This window comes from Paenibacillus sp. JCM 9796, assembly GCF_055379675.1.
In genome coordinates this window covers 5,195,925-5,213,624 of the sequence record NZ_AP043723.1, presented here as the reverse complement: position 1 = coordinate 5,213,624, position 17,700 = coordinate 5,195,925, and the positions used below count along the sequence as shown (strand labels likewise).

The following is a 17,700-nucleotide window of genomic DNA, read 5'->3' as shown; positions in this document are numbered from 1 at the left end:
GATTACACGCTGAATCTTGTGCGATACCCGCACTTCTTGCATAATTCCTCAACCGCTTCTCTTCTGGAGAAACCGTTATACAGATTGTTCGCCCGTTCGCCCTCCACGATCTCGGAGAACGGCGTCCGGTGAATATTTCCTAAATTAATAACGCCCTCTCCGTCCAGACAGCAAGGCACTACCGTTCCGTCCACAAGTATACCCGCCTGGTTCCGAAGCGCATGACAGAATCCGCTTCCCTCTATTTCCGGCGCCTTGAGATCGGGCCATTGAAATTCATGATCCTGATTCAAATAAATACGGTCGGCAATTTTCAATCCGCTGCCTCGCACGAATTTTTCTTCGATTCTGTAGGGCAGATGAAATTCGCGTTCGATGATTTCCAGAATTTCGCGATTTCGATTTCTTTGCTGGTTCGTTGCATTGTCCGTATCGAGATTCCATAGCCTCAAGGAGATGATCATGCCGGTTTTCTGTACCGCTTCCTTCACATAGGACAAAACACTGCAAATGTAGCCTTCCTTGTCGGTGGAGCCGGCATGTCCGTCAAAGCTATGCAGCGAGAAGTTCATCTGACGGAGCGCCGGTTTCATCATGATTTTAGGTCCGGCTTTATGGAGCAATGTCCCGTTGGTCGTAATATTGACTTTAAACCCTTTTTCATGGCTGATATCGAGCAGTTCATCGATCTTGGGATGAAGCAGCGGCTCGCCTTTTAAATGAAAATAAATATAATCCGTATGAGGCCGAACTTGATCGAGCGTTTTTTTGAAATCTTCGATTTTAATAAAATTGGCTTGCCGCTTCGTTTGCGGACAAAAGCTGCAAGCCAAATTACAGACGCTTGTAATTTCGATATAAAACTTCTTAAACTTCTTCATCCATCCATACTCCGATCCTATTTGCGCTGTACGCAGCTAGTAGCTTCCCCGTTCATTTTAACCGTTCATGGCGTTTCTTTCAATGAAATCCCGGGAGACTCGTCTTCCAAAATAGCAAAAGCCCGAACCGGCGAACCATCCCCGCCCTTAATCTTTAAGGGCACTCCAAAAAACATAAAGTCTGTTTCCTTCGGCAGCCGGTCCAAATGAATTAAATCCGTATACGTGATGATTCTCTCGCCGAGTAGAGCTCTCTCTAACTCTTCCGTTAGATTCCCGCCTACAAATCCCGGATTCAACCCGATGATTTTACCGGCTGCTTCTATTCCGACCTCATCTATAAACAACAATCCTCTGTCTCTGGGCCAATCCGGTTGCCGGGGATCGACAACCCGAGCCCTGCCAAAAAAACGTTCCAGCGATATTTCATCTAACGTTTCCAGACCTGCATGCATATGAGAAAAGGCGTCAACGTGCGTACCCGTATGCGAACCGAGGATGAGCTGCCGCAATTCCCACGCATGCGTTTCATAGGTTTGCACCACGGCAACACGTACTTCCGGATCGCCGGGAAAAACAGGCATGCCCGTATATAAGGGTACGGATAAATCAATGATCTTCATGTCCATCCCCAGAAGAAGCCGTCCCGATCCCAGGCAACCCGGCCGCCATGGAGTTTCTTGAATAATTTTTTGACCTCTTTGGAAATGGACGTATTTCCGTTCTCATTCACATAAATATAGGATTCTCCGAAGTGGCTGACAATATGGTTAACGGCGTCGCTTTGATATAAAATGCCCGCATTCTTGACCTTGGCGAGCATCCAATCCGCAACATCTTGGGCTGAATATTCCACATCTATTCTCTCCTAACTGATAAGGGTTCCCTGTTCAGTATAGCCGAAACCTGCTGATTTAGCGAACCGTTGGTACGCGTGGAGGAACGTGTACCGTCAACAGAAAAACACCCCTTGGCAGTGGCTTAGACCTACCTGGCGGTAAATCCCATCGCCTGACTTAAGGGGTGTTTATACGAATGGCTACTTCACCTCATTTGCCGCATTTGCCGCATTCGCCGAATAGGCGACTTTATTGGAGGTGGCGACCACGATATCCTTGGAATCTTTCACCACGATTTCGATATTGAACTCCTGCGAACCGGCAGCTTCCGGCGTTACGACCGCTGTTAATTCGCCAAGCTTCTTGCATTCGGTGACAGCCGGTTGACCGTTGATAAGCACGACGCCATTGTGCGGCAGGTTTTGCCCTGACACCTTCACAACCTGATCGTCGCCGGAGGCCTGGACTTGGATGTCCTCGATCTCGAGCTTGCCGGGCCCTAATACGTAATTCGGGTCCTTGATCGTCCCGGCCCAATCGCCGTATCCATATTGTTTGCCGAACATAATATCGTATTGCAGCTTCTCATAGCTTTGCAACGCATTCTCATCGATCCCCATCGCCGCGTACATGTTTTTCGGCGGGATGACGGGCGACTTTTGCGAAAGCTGATATAAAAAATCCGTGTAATAAGTGCCTGGGCGCTCAGCCAGCTTCAATACGTATGAACTGAGGAACGAAGGACTCATGTCCAGCTTGTCCTGATGCTGAGGCAAGTAGTTGTTCCATACGAGCACCGGGACACGGTACATTTTATTCAGAAAATCCGGGTCGTTCTCTTGCAGGTAGCCGCTATCTTTATAAGCTTTATAATTTTCGCCGAGGCTTGGCAAATGATCGCCGAAAAATACGATAATGGTCGGCTCCTGTTTCTGCTCGTAGTACGTGACCAGCTGCTTCAGCATGTTGTCCGCTCCTTGCAAGCCTTGGGCCAGCGTTTCGAAGAGACCCTTCGCTTCGCCGGTCACGCCGGTCACCTCGATTGTATTCTCCTTGAATTTACCGGGGTAGTAATGGTAATGATTCTGCATCGTATTGGCAAAAATAAAATCGGGCCCCGGCGTCTTCTCCCCGGATTCGATAATATACTTCGCCACGGAGCGGTCGGACAAATAAGGACCTTCATAGTCGGGTTCAAAAAACTCCTGCGAGATGTACTTCGAGAAACCGAAGTTCTCATACACCTTCTTGCTGTTATAAAACCAGCTATGGAATGGATTAATCGCCGTCGTGTCGTACCCTTGACGCTTCAATATGCTGGCCATGGAATCGATGCCTTTATCGACATACTGATTATATGGAATCGAACCTTGCGGCAGGAAGCGCATCGAATTGCCCGTCAATACCTCGAATTCGACATTGGCCGTACCGCCCCCGTATTGCGGAGAAAGCATCGTTCCGCTCGAATATTTAGCGCTCAGCGCGTGATAAAAGGGAATCGGGTCTTGACTGAACGTCAAGCCTTTCACTTGCGTCGCATCCCAGAACGATTCGCTGAGGACGACAATGATGTTCGGCTTCACATCCCCTGCAACCGGTACCGCCGGGGGGACGGACGAAGCAATCGAGCGGATGCTTTGATCGTTATAGCCGGACGGCTCCTTCAAGTTCAAAAACTTTAAATTCATGATCGTCGACAACAGAAAGCCGTTCGTCTTCACATTTTCCGTTTGATCCCAGGCCAGGTTTTCTATATTGGCCAGTTTCTTCAAGGAAATGGCTCCGTCGTTATAGATCGAAACCAGCAGAAGCGCGGAGAACAACCCCATCGTCGTACGGTGCTTCCATTTCAATTTCACGGCGACTCGCGGCAGCTTATAAAGTAACAACAGGCTGACTGCAATAAACACGACAACTCCTGATATCACCGTAAAATTGAACAGGCCGCCGATATACGGTGTCATGTCCTTCGTTTCGCTCGTAAGCAGCAGATCCCAGGGCAGGAAAGGGACGCCGAGAATTTCCAGCTTGATCCCGCTGATGAGACTGAACGCCAGGCAGACGGTGGCCACCAGCCAGAACGAAAGCCGGACACTGTTCGTAAGCGCGCTGAGCAGCAGCAACAGCCCCAACACGACCAAGGCGTTCAGCGTCAGTTTCGGAATCGCCAGGAACGTCCAGCCGAACGTATCGCCCCACTTGCCCCGGCTCAGAAGCTCGACTAAAAATACGATCCAAACTGAACATAAAAATAACGGCAACCGCCGCGCCGTTTGAATGCCATAATGACGAATCGCAAGCTGTAGTTCCCCCATGTTCTCCTCACATTCGATGTCTGATATAGTAGGTCGCTCGAATTATAAATTTTTTATGAAGCACCTAGTCTCAGTATAGCATACTTTACGTTTTTCAGCTTCTCTTGCATTAATTTTTAGTTAATATCCAGTCCATGGATTTCGGTTTACCCGCGCGACATTCGATCTTCCCCCGTTTGCATATTCCCGGCTACGTTCTGTTTTTGTCCGGATCAAGCAAACACCCCGCAACATAGCCGCAGGCGCAGGTTGTGGGGTGTAAATCGCATTACGTTATGGGGTGAGCTCCGCTTTCTCCCTGGCGCCTGCCAGCAGCGCCGCATCGGTCTCCGTGGCGGCGGCGATCGGTCTGGACACGACGCCGGTCATCGCACCGTTCATAAAGAGGCAATGATGATCGTAGCAGCCGTCCTCCTGAAGCATCAACGGAATAAACCGCGGGAGATTGGACGCGACCCCTTCGTTGTTCGGGTCGAGGATCCAATCGATCTTCTTCCAGTCCAGGATGCCTTCTTCCGTCTTGATCGGCGTTTCATAGGGGTAAGCCGCTTCCAGCTCGGCCGTATACAAATACATGCCGCCGTAATGCCGGCCGTCCACCAGCCAAGTGACGATCCCTTTGAAGCGAACCGTATCCAGCCGGATGCCGGTCTCCTCATATACTTCCCGCAGGACGGAAGCCCGCGGCGTCTCGCCGTTCTCGACCTTCCCGCCTACGCCGTTCCATCTGCCCATCCAGGAGGGCTTATTCCGGTTTAGCAGTAAAATTTCATCGCTTCTTCGAATAAAACAAATGTTATAGGCTAACATACCGCACCTTCTTGAACAGGAAATTATCGCCGCATTACCGGACGAACGTAATGTAATCCGTATTGGCCGGCTCGAAGCCTTCGGCGCGCAGCAGCGCGTTCACTTGACCGCGATGATAGCTGCCGTGCATGGACACATGCGTTAAAATATCGGCCAGCACCGTCTGAAAAACGTCGCCTTTCGTGTTCCGGTACGTCGTCGCTTCGGACAAGTCGCTCTCGTTCAAGCGTTCGAACAATCGCGCATACCCGGCCCGATTCGCTTCCGCCATACGCCCGCACTCCGCCAAATCGGCCTCCGGCCAGATCGGAAACGATCCGCCGTCTTCCCCGTTCATCCGGGTCAACCATACGTTCTCGGCGCCCAAAATATGGGCGAACAGCCTGACGGCTTTATCCGGTTTGCCATCGGAGGCCTGCAGCGCTGCGAGGATGCGCAGGTTGGCCCAATGCACATGATCAAACATACGTTCCAGATGTGTTTTGATCGTTATCATACGGTAGTTCCTTTCGTCCAGGAGTGATCGGTCAATTAACTAAAGAGGTCCATCAGGACAATCATGGCGAGCAGCCCGAAGATGAAAGAAAACGTGGAAATCCGCTCGTTCCCGTCGCCATGGCTTTCCGGAATCAGCTCTTTGTATACGATAAACATCATGGCACCCGCGGCAAACGACAGACCGTAAGGGACCAGCCCTTGCACGTAATGGGTCATTCCGTAACCGAGCAGCGCGGCAAAAATCTCGACAACGCCGGTCAGCGTCGCCACCAGAAACGCCTTCCAACGGCTAATCTCCTGATAGCTCAAAAACAAGGCGACGAGCAGCCCCTCCGGCATGTTTTGCAGCCCGATTCCGATCGCCACGATAGCGCCGAGCTCGGGGTTCACGTGCGCGTAGCTGACCCCCACCGAAAGACCCTCGGGTATATTGTGCAGGAATAATGCCGCCACCACCAAGAACGCTTTATCCGAAATGACCTTCTGCGGACGCTCCACATCGATGTGAGGAATGAACTTCTCCATTAAGCTTAAGATCGTTACCCCCATCATGACGCCGACGGAAACGACGAACGTGTTGGAAACGTCAAGCGCCTGAGGGATTAAACCGAACATCGAAGCGGACACCATCACGCCCGCCGTAAAGGCGAGAAGCAAATCCCGCCAACGGTGGGTCAGCTTTTTGAAAAATAAGATCGGTAACGCGCCTAATCCGGTCGACAGCGCCGAACAAATGCTCCCGATCAGCAACGTCTCGATAGATTTCGCCTCCTTGTACGACTAGACTATGATGTAAGTATTTCCATTATATCGAAAGCTGCCCGAAAATCAGCCCTGCACGTTTCGTTCAGCGCTCTCGCCGGCGTTCACGCATGGCCTGCAAACGCACGCCTTCCCCTTTCGCTCGTCCGGGATCCGTTCCAGCAGCGTCTTGGGGACCAGCTCCTTCCAGCACCAGCACGCTTCGATCGGCTTCCCCTGCACGTAACTGCACCCGTTATCCGCTCCGCAAAGCGGACATTGCCCGGCACAGGCCGTTCCATTATTCACGCGCTCACCGCCTTTCCCGCTTCCGGCCCCGTCTTCATGTGCTCTATCATATCATGGACTTGTCAAAAAAGGACACTCCCGTCCCAGGGATGCCCCTTCTATCTATTTAATTCGATTAATAATTTATGCCGCTAATTGATCTGAAGCGTGAACCAAATGAACAGTATCCCTAAATGCAAGGGATAAAAACTGCGCCACAGCCAAGCCGGCACCTGACGGCTTATCGGCAATGCCCCGGCATATAAAAGCAGCGTCGCCAATACGCTGAACATTTGGATAGGAACGCCCGCATACAGGATTAGCGTCAAGACGGCATGTGCGGCAACGGCCCAATACGTGCGGACATACCGGTACACGAGCACGAGGATAAGCCCGTACACCCCATAATCGAACGGAATCCATAGGAGCAGACCCGCGGCAGCCGCGATTACGGCCGTCTTCAACCCCCATGAAAGCTTGTCGATCGCCCAGAGAACCGTCAAGCTAATCAACAGCGTGCCGACGACATTCATCTCCAGCGTCTTTAACAAAGCCATATAAGGAATTTGCGCGACGGCGAAAATAAACAACAGACGCAGCAAATAGCGCCAGACGCTGCGCGTATGCAGGTAGCCTTGAACGAGCAAATACGCATAAACGGGAAAAGCCATCCTTCCGACAACCCGCCATAACGGGTCATCCGGATAAAAAACGTAACCGATATGATCCGCGGTCATGCTGATCATGGCGACCCATTGCCACATGACAACCACTCCCCCTTACGCGTGATTAGGACCGGTTATCGTCGATTTCGGCCTCGTATTCACAGCGGTACCGTTCGATCCCAGGATATTTTTCCCCCAATCCGATCACGGTGAACCCGATATTCCGATAAAAATTTACCGCTTCCTCATCGGTCTCCGCTACGATACGGGCCGGTTTTTTGAGCGCGAGCAGCTCTAGTATTTGTCCCCTGCCGTAACCGCGCCCGCGCGCGTCGGGGTGAACGGCTAGATGTTTAATTTCCATCTCGTTCCGATCCGACACCGTAAAACCGACAATGCCGACCAGTTCCCCCTGTTCTTCATAGCCATACAGCTCGAGTTCCTCACTTCGCTCGTACTCGCCGACGACTTGCTCCAGCAGGTCGGGATCGGGAAATATCGAATACTCCAGGAGCTCCCGGACGGCAGGCTCCTGCAATTGGGTTTTGAGGTTGGTTAACATCATGTCTCACTCCATCTCTTGTTTATACAGGAAATTGCTTCGCATTTGCTTTCGACACCAGACGGCCCGACTCCTGCAAGCCTGCGAAGGAATAGCTTGCTTCCCCTTGCCCGGGTGGTTCGGGCTTACGAACAGCAGCCCCCATCACCGTCGCGTCATCCGCAACCGGCTTTGGAGGCTTTGCCTATGAGCGGCCCGACTTTAGCCGCCTCTGCAGGAGCGCACGTTAGCGGCAGCAGCAGCGAAGCGGCAAGCAGCGCTTTTTTCCACATGAGCTTGTTTCCTCCTATCGGAACTAACGCAAGCCGCCAGGAAAAAGTTACAAAATCAGCCTGTCAACCGATCCCCAGCACATCCGCCAGCAGCGACAAAACGAGCAGCCCCCCCATCGTTCCAATCGCGGCAAACCTTATTCCGCGGTTCGACTTCACTCCCTTCGCGCCTACCATAGAGCGCGTGTATAAGAAGAAGCCGACGGCAAGCAGGATCGCCTCAACGGCGATACTGGCCGATGCCGAGGTCCACAAGCCGAATCCGAGCAGCGGCAAATCTCCGGTATTGCCGGGCAATATCGGCATATCCGTCCGGTGCACCGCCAGGTCGAGCAGCCAGTGACTGAATGCTAGGGCGGCAATAACGAGACCTCCGCGCATCCCCCATAAGCGGCCGCCGATCCAGCCGGCCAGCAGGCTGATGAGCAGCGCTCCCAGCAAGGAGTGCGAATAATCGGCATGAATGATGCTTTCTCCGTAGCCTCCCGCCCCGACCGGCTCCATCGTTTCCGCCCCCGCCAGAAACAAAGGGACGAAGACGACGTCCAGCAGCTGCGTGCTTACGACTAATGCCCACAACGGTACTTCAGGCGTCTTCGCCTTCACCGCGGCAGCCAATCCAAAATGTCCGGCAAACATCTTACCATCCCCCCTTGCGTGCTTTCGCATCTAAAATTCCGCAGACCACACTGAACAATAACAGGAATCCGATAAAAGTCATCGCGCATCCCCCGCTCTCTCGCTCCATGCATCGGGTTTCGTCAGACCGCTAACCCGCTGCTGCTTCAACACCCGCATGCCGGCCAGAAACGCATCGATCAGCAGCTCGAGCGTATCGTCCAGGCCAAGCGGCATCCCGAAGCCGCCCTGCTGCTCCAGGGAGGCAAAGCCGTGCAGCATGCTGCGAAAGCAGCGGACGACGTAATAAACGTCCTCCCCCTGATATTCGTACACGTCAAGCACACGGACGACCAGGGCGACAAGCGCCTCCGATTCGCGGCGGTGGTCCTCATCGTCAGCCTCCGGCGCCCGCAGCGTCGCCTCATACAAGCCCGGATGCTTCCTCACGAAGCTCACGTAGGCGCGGGCAATGGCGCGCAGCGCCTCGTCGCCGGACCGGCCGACGGCAGCGTGCCTCATGTCGGCCGTGAGCAGCCCGATGCCGTACACGGCCATCTTCTTGCGCAAACCGGGAAGTCCGTTCACATGGTTGTAAAGCGATGGAGAACGAACGTCCAGCTTGTTCGCAAGCCCGGCCAAACTTACGTTCTCCAGGCCCTGCTGATCGGCGATTTCGGTGGCTGCCTGTAAAATAGCCGGTAAATCCAATCCCATTCTCGGTGACATGCTAAACGCTCCTTTGCGCGGGTTTTCCGTTTAATCTAAGTTCGGCTTGGGCAATCGCGCGGTCTATCGCCTGAAGCGGGTTCGGCAGCAGATCGCCGTGACCGACCGCCAGCATCGAGGGCTGCAGCTCGCGCAGCTTCCGGGCGCTGTCCAGCGCCGTTTGTTTATCCCACGTAGCCATCGCCGGAAAAGGAAACCAAGGCACCATCTGGCCCGATACCGCAATTCCGCCTCTTGTTTGCATCGCGTCCCCGGCGATCAGAAAGCCGGTGCGTTCGTCGTAGAAGGCCATCGAGCCAGGCGTATGCCCCGGTACGGAGACGGCCGTCAGCGAACCGATCCGGTCGCCATCCTTCAGCAGAACATCGGGACGGGTTTGCAGCTTCTTCGGCAGGCCGCCGCGGATCGGCCGTTGAGGCTCGCCCGGATCCAAGGAAGAATCCGCGCGCATTAACCGTGCGTCGCGGACCGAGATCAGAACCGGCGCGTCCGGCAGCTGGCGCTTCAGTCCGTCAAGCGCCCCTACGTGATCCCCGTGAGCATGCGTCAGCGCGATGCGCACGATCGGCTTCCCGATGAGCCGAGCCGCTTGCAGAATCCCCTTCAAACTTACCGAAAGCGCGGCATCGATAAGCGTTAAACCGTCTTCTTCCTCAATCAAATAACAATTTACCGGAAATAACCTAGGAAAAAATGTAAGTTGCGCCAAAGTCAATTCTCTTTTCATACGCATCATAAGATTCACCGCCCCCATACACTAATGTTGTTAGTTTTATAATAACTAATGTTATTAGTTTTGGCAAGTAAAAAATGGCAGCTCGCTTCATTTTATGTTCAATAACAAAAAGAACCGCCTCCCCGCCGTCAGCTTATGCGGGAAATCGGTTCTTCTCTTCATAACGGGGTCGGCGCGTTAAGCATGGACGGACTGCAGCGTTTCATAGAAGTCCGGCGAACCGCTCAGCAGCCAATTGCGGTGAAGCACAGCTTGCTCGATCTGCTCCGGTTCGCCGAGCGGCCAACCCATCCCGACGCCGACGGCGTAATCCTTCATCAGCATCAGGAATGCGGCGGCCCAGTCCCGAGTCCCGCGAATCGTGGGGACGAGCGGATAATATTTGTCATAGGCGGCGCGAATCAGCGTATGCACGACTTCCTGCAGCAGCGAAGGAAGCTCGGCATTCTTCACCTTCTCGGCCAGTTCGTCCGAAAATTCCGGTTCGTCGGTGGACGCGGCCGCTTCGTATTCGTCCGCTGTAACATGACCTTGTTCTTTAGCAACCCACAGCATCATCCGGTTCAAGGCCGGCTTGAAGACGGCGGGTACCGAGACCGTCAGCTCCGGCTGCGGATTGTCCAGATTAACGACGAATGATTCGCCGAAGTTATGGAACTTCACGTTGCCGCGTATGCCCAGCCAGCGCAGCGCAAGCAGCGCATGGGTGCGCACCTTGCTATCCAGCTCTTCGTTGCGGCAAACGCGACGCAGCAGCTTCTCGCTGCGCGGGTCCGGCAGCATACAAAGCAAGCGAACGCACGAGAGCGCCTGCTCGGGATCTTCGATCCATTCTTTCGCGTTGTTATATATCGTATCGACGGATCCGCCTTCGTGAATCCAGTCAAGTTCAATCCGTCTGGCGGCATATTCCGCAAGCGGGATCATGCCTTTTTCCTGTAACGTCTCTTCGCCGTGCTGCTCCACAAGGTCGCCGTATGCTTTCTTCAGGTCGGCCTCCAGCCCGGTCAGCATCGCTTTATGCTCGCCGGTCCCCCGCATCCGGGACACCGCGGCCATCCATTCCCCGAGCGCACGCGGGTTGTTCTGCCACATCATCATCGCGAACGAAATCATGTCCGGATCATAAGGGAGCTGCGGCTGCAGGGCAAATCTCGCAAGCACCGTCTGGACATCGTACTCCTTACGCATGAAAGTCAAGGCGAGGATCAAGCCGTTCCACGCACTGGCGTTTTCCTTATTTTCCAAAATCGCGCGATATAAACAAAAAGCCGCGACGCCATATGATTCCGCTTGTAAATATTGGCGCCCCATCGCGCCGTAATCGCCATTCTGGCTCATGTACGGTTCAACCCCCAAGATGGAAAAGATATAGCAACAGTATAACGTATTCGCTTGAACTTGAAAAATATAGATTTTTCACATAAAAATAAGTGCCGGTCCCCGCATTTGCAGCGAAGGACCGGCACCGGTTTACGGAATCTTGATTTTAGGGAAGGTCAATCAGCATAAACAGCGTCTGACCTTCGGCTTGAAGCGACAGGTTGGTAACGTCCTCGATTCGCGCGGAATCCCGGCGATCGAGCTTGTTGTCACCGTTCAACGTCAGCGAGCCTTCAATGACGAACAGGAACGTACGCCGCCCTTCCTTCTGCTGAAAGTCGATCGTTTCGTTCTCCAGCTCGCTCAAATAGATCGTCATATCTTGATGGATGTGCGAGATATGGGGACCGGATGCGTTGGAAACGACCGGCAGCAATTGGTGGCGCAGCTTCGTCAAGTCGTAATCCGTCGTTTCGTATGACGGGGTTAATCCCCGTTCGGCCGGCATGAACCAAAGCTGCAGCAGCTGTACTTCTTCGCTGGACGGGTTGACCTCCGAATGAATGATGCCCGTGCCCGCCGACATCCGCTGCACTTGGCCGAACGTTGTGACGGCTTTGTGGCCAGTGCTGTCTTCATGCTGCAGCTGACCCTTCAGGACAATCGTGACGATCTCCATCTCGCGATGCGGATGAGCCCCGAAGCCGCGTTCGCCTGCAATCGTGTCGTCGTTCAACACCCGCAAGACGCCGAAGTTCATGTTCTCAGGATCGTAGTAGTCGCCGAAGGAGAAACTAAAATTGCTTTTCAACCAGCCGTGGTCGGCTGAGTAACGGGAAGCAGCGGGATAAATGCGTATCATCGAATAAATCCTCCATTCTCTTGACAGTATTAGGTGAGGAGTTACGCTCCATCGGGCGCAGCGGGCCCAAAGCTCACAGCAGCGCGTCAAGCGAATAAGCGCCGGCGCCGATGAATGCGATGCCGATTGAAACAGCAATCAGCACCAGGTTGTATTCGTATCCGTTCGACGAAACCCAGTAGCCGTTAGCAGCGTGCACTTTCACGATCGCAACAAGCATCGTGACCGCGATCAACGCGGCGGCAACCGGTGTGAACAGCCCCGCAGCGAACAATATGCCGCCTGCGAGCTCCATCAACCCGGCGAGCACCGCCATAAGTACGCCCGGCTTGATACCGATGGAGTCCATCCAGCCCCCGGTGCCTTTCGGACCGTAGCCTCCGAACCAGCCGAACAGCTTCTGAGCGCCATGCGCCGCTAACGTCAAGCCAACAACCAAACGAATGATCAACAATCCGGTGTCCATCATCATAAAAAAGCCTCCTAAAGTTTTATTTTATCTTAAAGTTAAGACTTTACGCAATAAAATCTTAATATTAAGATTTATACATAAAAATAATTCAACCTTTCGGCCGATCGTCCCCGTCGAATTATCTTTAATTTAAGATAAATATATCGGATCGTTTGACCGCTGTCAACAGGTATCGAAATATTCCTTGATTGATGTTGCAAGCGCGCAGGCGAATTGGGGAATGCTATCAGAAAAATGGGTTCCCCGGCTAACGGAGGTCATGTTGAATGTTGAAAAGCTGGTTCTTTTTCATCGTGTTCGCCGCTCTGTCTGCGTCCGTGCCTGTGACGACATCTTTCGCTGCTGCGCTGCAGATAACGCCCCTCGCAGCCGCGCCAGCAAGCCCGGCCGGCGCCGGCCTCGACCGTACGGCGGAGCTCGGTCGATCCGGCAGTACGCCGGGCTTCGTACCGCCAGGCCTCGGAGGAACTCCTCTTCCCTACGGCGGGATTCAAGCTTTCCAGACGAATGCAGCCGACGCCACAAGCCGGGCCAACTGGGGGCTGCTCGGTTTGCTCGGGCTGTGCGGGCTTGCCGGAAGACGGGGTCGGAACGAAAGTTAATGCATCACGGGCTGCTTTTTCGGGTTCGAATCCGTACATTAATGGCCAAGGGGCCCAGCGGCGAATGCATCCTGTTCTCCATTCCCGGTCATCCTCCATCCATCAATCCGTGCGTCAATTCCCCGCTAACGTCGAGTGCCTCCATGTTACAGCCACTGTACTACCAAACTGACCCAGTACGCACCCGGTAAGAAAAAAAGCTGCGCAAGCAGCGTGCCCGCAAACCGCGAAATCATCAGCAGGCCGAAAATACGTCCGAGCTTGCTCCGCGCCTCGGCGTTCGCAATCGCTTTATCCGTAATGAGCGCCAGCTGAGGGTCGACAAACACCGTCATCATAATCGTCGCAATTCCGTTGATGAGTCCGGACGATTGCGATGCCGTCATACTGTAGGCCGGTACCAGATGAGCCGCATACAACGAAGACAGGACGCCTACCGTATAGATTGCGGTGACGACGGCGTTTAAGACGAGCAGCCGCTTCGGAATGCCGTAATATCGGAGACTGCGCAGCATGGAAAGACGCGGTTTGCGCAGGTGATGCTTCGCGTGCCTGATTTTATCGACAGTGACGCTGGAGATCAGCTTCGGGATCGAGCCCTCGATTTCCAAATGCGCAATGACCCTCGCGAACAAAAAGACGAAGGTCGGAAACAGCGCAATCGCGACCAGCGTCCCGAGCGAAGATGCGCCCAAAATGTATCTGAAATACGTTTCCAGCGGAAACGATTCGCTGCCTTTCGCCTGGTCGATCAGCTTCGCCGTTAACGGCGCTTGAATCAAATTCGCGGTACGCGACACAAGCACGACGACCCCCGTTATGGATAGCGCGACAGCCAGCTTCCCGGCGCGTACGCCCGACAACCGGATGGCGTAAGACAGCGTTTCAACGCTATGAATCACCAGAGTAAGGATGCACACCCACATCAACGTACTGATCACCGGACTCCCTCTCCCATCCCGCCTAAGACATCGTTGTACTGCGTCTCCTCCGACAGTCCTTTCTGTCCGACTGCCGGAACCGAACCCGGTGTCCGGTTCACACCCCCGAATGAATACGGCAAGCTCGTCCATTAGGAATAACTTTCCAGCAGTTACAGACACTATATCGAATTCGGTACCGAATGTAAATAAGCCGTCATTCGGCGGTTTTGCATGCGCCGCAATTCTACGCGTTACGACGATTTCCCGAAACCGTACGTCAACAGCGCTGTCGAATCGGTCCAGACTTCCGATTGCGTCGACCGCAGCACGACGGAGATCAGTTGAGTGCCGCCGCGTTGAGCCGAAGCGACCAAACAATAGCCGGCTTCATCGGTAAATCCGGTTTTCACCCCGTTAGCGCCTTGAAAATAATAACCGCCGCTCGGCTGCACCAGCAAATTGCGGTTCGTATAGCGCTGCGGGGCCGGGGAACCGCTGCTCGAAACCGCAGAACCGGCCCCCGCGCTGCCTGCAACCCGATGCTCGGGCTCTGCTACGATGCGGCGAAACTCCGGCTGCTCCATCGCCTTCACGGCGATGATCGCAAGATCGCGAGCCGTCGAATAATGGTCAGGGTCGTGCAGCCCGTGCGGATTGACGAAGTGGGAGTCGTCCGCCCCCAGCTGCTTCGCCCGTTCGTTCATCAGCTTCGCAAAGCAGTTCATCGCTTCCCGCGTCTTCAGCTTGGCGCCGCACGATTTGCGGGCCACATGGACGGCGACCGTGCGGGCGGCGTCGTTGCCGGACGGCAGCATCATGGCCGCGATCAGATCGCGCAGCGTCAGCTTTTGACCGGCGGTCAGTCCTGCGGAGCTTTCACCGGGCGTACGCAAGCTCACCTCGTCGCCAACCGTAATCCGATCTTCCGGCTTCAACCGTTCCAAGGCGATAAGCGCCGTCATCACTTTCGTCGTGCTTGCGGGGTACATGCGTTCGCTTGCCCGTTTACTGAACAGAAGTTCCCCCGTCTCCCCATTCACGAGCGCGGCGGCTTCCCCCTGAATGACGGGGCCCGGCTTCAGAAATTCCCCGCTGCTGACGGAGCGCCACGCGAAGGCCGCTGCCGGCTTCAGGCGGTCGAGGTGCGGCCAACCTATAGCCAGGATAACGGCGGTTATGCCAATTAACAACATGCGGCGAATCCATTTCATGACGCAATACTCCTCCATGCTTCAACATTTTCGACCAAGATTTGAGCCTTACTCTAATATAGACGTCACAACTGTATGTTCCGCTGAATAAAGGCTGCAAATTTTTTTGAGGTCGTATCGGTATGATTGGCAATACAAAAAGCGCCTCTTCTCTGTAGAGACGCTTCAAGCGATCCGATTCCCTGCATCTGCCGATCAGAACTCTCCCTTCCCGACGAACGCGGCGGCTAATCGATCCGGTAAAAGAACACGCCGCGCAGCGATTCCAGCTCCTGCAGGAGAAGCTTCGCATCATCCCGCAGCTCGGTGAGCGGAACGCCATTGACGAGCGGCTGCTTCGGATACAGCTTGCGGACTTCCGCCCGAATCGCATGCGGGGCATGCGCCTCACTCGGGCGGAGCCGATGCGGTTGATGAAACAGCACCTTCGCCATGGCCCGAACCTCGTCGTCCCCGGACGACTCGAATCGAACCAGCAGCCGGTCGTCCGTCATCGTCCGGATCTCCTCCGCGAAACAGGGCGTTTCGCGAATGAGACCCAGCACGGCCTTCGACAGCAGCGCATCCAGGGCCAGATGGTACGGATGCAGGAATATGCGGTGATCGCGAACAACGGCTTCCAGTATATGAGAGGCCGTCTCTTCATCGGTGCTCACAACATGGCCTTCGAAACGAATGTTTCGGATCAGCTCCGCCGGATGCCGATCGTACAAGCCTGCTGCATGCGTGTCGCGCAGGAAGCTGTCCAGGTGATCCAAGCCCAAAAAACCGGATCGGTGCGCCAACGGGGAGTCGGTATTCAGTAAGTCGACGATATCCGATGCGGACAAGCCGTGTTTGCTCAGCAAACCGGCTATCGGCGCCGACAAGATCAATTGTTCGGTCATGCGATGGTGATCTTGCCCGATCGCTTTCTCCACCGCGTGAGAGAAAGGCAGATGGCCGATATCGTGCAGCAGCGCCGCCGCATGCAGCTCGCGCCATTCCGGGAAAAACGTCTTGGCGAGCGCCCATACCCCTAACGTATGCTCGTACCGCGAGTGTTTGACCGGACTGGCTAAAGCGGCCGCTCCGAAATGGGATACGCGATGCAGCCGCCATAGTTCGCCCGTCATAAGCAGCCCCCGCTCAAGCGGGTCGAGCGGCACGTCCAAGCGATACATCGGCTCCCAGCAGGTGCTTGCGTTCGCCGGCTGTCTGACATAGCGATCTTTTCCATGGTTCATATAGGGGCCTCCCGCCAAAAAGATGAAATCTTATTATACGGCGGCGAAGACATGGCGTCTACTCCTTGCAGTTTTGCCGGATTTTAATTAATGTAATTAATAATTCATGTAATTAACTTCATTCACGTTGACTTACGACTCCATCCGAAAAGCGACAACGAGAACGCTTTGCACGGCGGCTTCTCCCTGCCTGTCTTCATAAAATGAAGCGTTGCGTTGATTTGGCCGCCCAACAATATAATCATGCTCGATAAGTACAACCAGGTCAGCAGAACGATGATCCCTCCGATGCTGCCGTACATTCTCGAATAGCTGTCAAAGTGATTCACGTAGAAGGAGAACAGCATCGAGACGACAATCCAGCTGCCGGTCGCAAAGATCGCGCCCGGAATGACCGCTTTATACCCTAGCCGCACATTTGGCAAGTACGAATATAACAGCACGAACATCGTCCATAACACGACGAGCGGGATTGCATACTGAACCCATCCCCATAACTGCGAGAAATCGCCCGGCAAATGTGCCGTATGATAAATCCATTCGCCGATCATCCGGCCGAACACGAGCATGCTGAAGCTTAACAGGATCGCAACCGCAAGAACGACCGTCGTCAGCAGCGACATCGAACGGACGAGCCAGAACGGGCGGTTCTCCTCTTCATCGTACGCCTTGTTAAGTCCCTTAATAATCGCATTGACGCCGTTGGACGCCGACCAGAGCGCCGCGATCAATCCGAACGAAAGCAGCGAGCCGCTGCGGGTCTGCTCGATTTCATAAAAAACCTCCGAGATCGTCTGATTGGACATCTCCGGTAAAAACAAGCTTAACCGCTCGAGCGCGTCTATAGCCGAAAAACGGGTAAAACTAAGCAGTGCCGCGACGAAGATGAGAAACGGGAAGAACGACAGGATCAAATAATAAGTCAATTGAGCGGCCAACGCCGACACATCGTCATCTTGAAACCGGCAAATTAAGGTTTGAAAAAAAACGTTTTTTTTCTTCATCCGACTCCCGCACCTCCTTCAATCGTTAATTTGGGCTTCCTTACCAGCATAGTCCGTAGACTTTATTTTATTCACTATAACCGATTTCTTCCCGGCTGACGCAAAAACGACCGGTTCTGAATA

21 protein-coding genes are annotated in these 17,700 nt (G+C 54.1%); 1 reads left to right on the top strand and 20 read right to left on the bottom strand.

What is annotated here, in order from left to right:
* Positions 1 to 2: 2 nt before the first annotated feature.
* From ACZ439_RS25105 to ACZ439_RS25030, 16 genes are all read right to left on the bottom strand, one after another.
* Positions 3 to 881 carry a radical SAM/SPASM domain-containing protein gene (locus ACZ439_RS25105; protein ID WP_464620327.1) on the bottom strand — a complete coding sequence of 293 codons (879 nt, stop codon included), beginning with the start codon at positions 879 to 881 and terminating at the stop codon, positions 3 to 5.
* Positions 882 to 946: 65 nt separating this feature from the next.
* The gene (locus ACZ439_RS25100) at positions 947 to 1,504 is read right to left on the bottom strand and encodes a cyclase family protein (RefSeq protein ID WP_464620326.1); all 558 of its coding nucleotides are present in this window, start codon (positions 1,502 to 1,504) and stop codon (positions 947 to 949) included.
* Positions 1,501 to 1,737 carry a DUF6953 family protein gene (locus ACZ439_RS25095; protein ID WP_164751699.1) on the bottom strand — a complete coding sequence of 79 codons (237 nt, stop codon included), beginning with the start codon at positions 1,735 to 1,737 and terminating at the stop codon, positions 1,501 to 1,503. Before ACZ439_RS25095 ends, ACZ439_RS25100 begins: the two co-directional genes overlap by 4 nt.
* A gap of 183 nt (positions 1,738 to 1,920) precedes the next feature.
* Complete coding sequence (locus tag ACZ439_RS25090; RefSeq protein ID WP_201318483.1) at positions 1,921 to 4,035, bottom strand: LTA synthase family protein; 2,115 nt, start codon at positions 4,033 to 4,035, stop codon at positions 1,921 to 1,923.
* A gap of 273 nt (positions 4,036 to 4,308) precedes the next feature.
* The gene (locus ACZ439_RS25085; protein ID WP_054795829.1) at positions 4,309 to 4,845 is read right to left on the bottom strand and encodes an NUDIX hydrolase; all 537 of its coding nucleotides are present in this window, start codon (positions 4,843 to 4,845) and stop codon (positions 4,309 to 4,311) included.
* 34 nt (positions 4,846 to 4,879) lie between these two features.
* The gene (locus ACZ439_RS25080; RefSeq protein WP_054795828.1) at positions 4,880 to 5,341 is read right to left on the bottom strand and encodes a DinB family protein; all 462 of its coding nucleotides are present in this window, start codon (positions 5,339 to 5,341) and stop codon (positions 4,880 to 4,882) included.
* Positions 5,342 to 5,376: 35 nt separating this feature from the next.
* Positions 5,377 to 6,102 (bottom strand): ZIP family metal transporter, encoded by a 726-nt coding sequence (locus ACZ439_RS25075; protein ID WP_127604407.1) that lies wholly within the window; start codon positions 6,100 to 6,102, stop codon positions 5,377 to 5,379.
* A gap of 69 nt (positions 6,103 to 6,171) precedes the next feature.
* Positions 6,172 to 6,393, bottom strand: coding sequence for a cysteine-rich CWC family protein (locus ACZ439_RS25070; protein WP_054799149.1), 222 nt, complete (start codon positions 6,391 to 6,393; stop codon positions 6,172 to 6,174).
* A gap of 131 nt (positions 6,394 to 6,524) precedes the next feature.
* Positions 6,525 to 7,136: a TraX family protein gene (locus ACZ439_RS25065; protein ID WP_127604411.1), complete on the bottom strand. Its 612-nt coding sequence runs from the start codon at positions 7,134 to 7,136 to the stop codon at positions 6,525 to 6,527.
* A 25-nt stretch (positions 7,137 to 7,161) separates the two neighbouring features.
* Positions 7,162 to 7,602, bottom strand: coding sequence for a GNAT family N-acetyltransferase (locus tag ACZ439_RS25060; RefSeq protein WP_306439329.1), 441 nt, complete (start codon positions 7,600 to 7,602; stop codon positions 7,162 to 7,164).
* A 332-nt stretch (positions 7,603 to 7,934) separates the two neighbouring features.
* A complete protein-coding gene (locus tag ACZ439_RS25055) occupies positions 7,935 to 8,510 on the bottom strand; it encodes a hypothetical protein (RefSeq protein ID WP_054795874.1) in 576 nt (191 codons plus the stop codon).
* Between the two features lie 78 nt (positions 8,511 to 8,588).
* Positions 8,589 to 9,218 carry a TetR/AcrR family transcriptional regulator gene (locus ACZ439_RS25050; RefSeq protein WP_054795824.1) on the bottom strand — a complete coding sequence of 210 codons (630 nt, stop codon included), beginning with the start codon at positions 9,216 to 9,218 and terminating at the stop codon, positions 8,589 to 8,591.
* A 1-nt stretch (position 9,219) separates the two neighbouring features.
* Complete coding sequence (locus ACZ439_RS25045) at positions 9,220 to 9,951, bottom strand: MBL fold metallo-hydrolase (protein WP_155614367.1); 732 nt, start codon at positions 9,949 to 9,951, stop codon at positions 9,220 to 9,222.
* A 180-nt stretch (positions 9,952 to 10,131) separates the two neighbouring features.
* A complete protein-coding gene (locus tag ACZ439_RS25040; protein WP_127604417.1) occupies positions 10,132 to 11,295 on the bottom strand; it encodes a HEAT repeat domain-containing protein in 1,164 nt (387 codons plus the stop codon).
* 148 nt (positions 11,296 to 11,443) lie between these two features.
* Positions 11,444 to 12,139 carry a pirin family protein gene (locus ACZ439_RS25035; RefSeq protein ID WP_054795873.1) on the bottom strand — a complete coding sequence of 232 codons (696 nt, stop codon included), beginning with the start codon at positions 12,137 to 12,139 and terminating at the stop codon, positions 11,444 to 11,446.
* 73 nt (positions 12,140 to 12,212) lie between these two features.
* The gene (locus ACZ439_RS25030) at positions 12,213 to 12,608 is read right to left on the bottom strand and encodes a DoxX family protein (RefSeq protein WP_464621165.1); all 396 of its coding nucleotides are present in this window, start codon (positions 12,606 to 12,608) and stop codon (positions 12,213 to 12,215) included.
* Positions 12,609 to 12,877: 269 nt separating this feature from the next.
* Here ACZ439_RS25030 and ACZ439_RS25025 point away from each other — a divergent pair, with 269 nt between their 5' ends.
* Complete coding sequence (locus ACZ439_RS25025) at positions 12,878 to 13,213, top strand: WGxxGxxG family protein (protein ID WP_464620325.1); 336 nt, start codon at positions 12,878 to 12,880, stop codon at positions 13,211 to 13,213.
* A 146-nt stretch (positions 13,214 to 13,359) separates the two neighbouring features.
* Here ACZ439_RS25025 and ACZ439_RS25020 read toward each other — a convergent pair whose 3' ends face one another.
* From ACZ439_RS25020 to ACZ439_RS25005, 4 genes are all read right to left on the bottom strand, one after another.
* Positions 13,360 to 14,154 (bottom strand): lipid II flippase Amj family protein, encoded by a 795-nt coding sequence (locus ACZ439_RS25020; RefSeq protein WP_141333921.1) that lies wholly within the window; start codon positions 14,152 to 14,154, stop codon positions 13,360 to 13,362.
* Between the two features lie 233 nt (positions 14,155 to 14,387).
* Positions 14,388 to 15,347 (bottom strand): D-alanyl-D-alanine carboxypeptidase family protein, encoded by a 960-nt coding sequence (locus tag ACZ439_RS25015; protein ID WP_054795822.1) that lies wholly within the window; start codon positions 15,345 to 15,347, stop codon positions 14,388 to 14,390.
* Between the two features lie 227 nt (positions 15,348 to 15,574).
* Positions 15,575 to 16,573 (bottom strand): HD domain-containing protein, encoded by a 999-nt coding sequence (locus ACZ439_RS25010; protein WP_464620324.1) that lies wholly within the window; start codon positions 16,571 to 16,573, stop codon positions 15,575 to 15,577.
* 122 nt (positions 16,574 to 16,695) lie between these two features.
* Positions 16,696 to 17,577 carry a YihY/virulence factor BrkB family protein gene (locus tag ACZ439_RS25005; RefSeq protein ID WP_464620323.1) on the bottom strand — a complete coding sequence of 294 codons (882 nt, stop codon included), beginning with the start codon at positions 17,575 to 17,577 and terminating at the stop codon, positions 16,696 to 16,698.
* Positions 17,578 to 17,700 lie beyond the last annotated feature (123 nt).